The 268-nt window shown below is 63.4% G+C and carries 1 protein-coding gene; it reads left to right on the top strand.

The features are described from left to right. A partial coding sequence (locus EN851_RS35240; protein ID WP_189587363.1) for an FHIPEP family type III secretion protein occupies window positions 1-268 on the top strand: 268 nt, incomplete at both ends.

The raw sequence follows: 268 nt of genomic DNA, 5'->3' as shown, positions 1-268 counted from the left end.
CGGACATCGAGCCGGACTACGCGGATCTGGTCAGGCAGGCTCAGGAGATCGTGCCGCTGCAGAAGATCGCGGAAGTGCTTCGCCGGCTCGTCGGCGAGAACGTGCCGATCCGCAATCTGCGCCTCATCCTGGAAGCGCTGATCGAATGGGGCCAACGCGAGCAGGACGTCGTCCTGCTGACGGAATATGTCCGCACGTCGTTGAAGCGCCAGATCAGCTTCCGCGACATGTCGCCGAACTTGCGGCCGAACGGCGTCAGCCATTCCAG

The sequence above is a fragment of the Mesorhizobium sp. M8A.F.Ca.ET.208.01.1.1 genome, from assembly GCF_004791315.1.
GTDB lineage: Bacteria > Pseudomonadota > Alphaproteobacteria > Rhizobiales > Rhizobiaceae > Mesorhizobium.
This window is presented reverse-complemented; position numbering and strand designations above follow the sequence as displayed.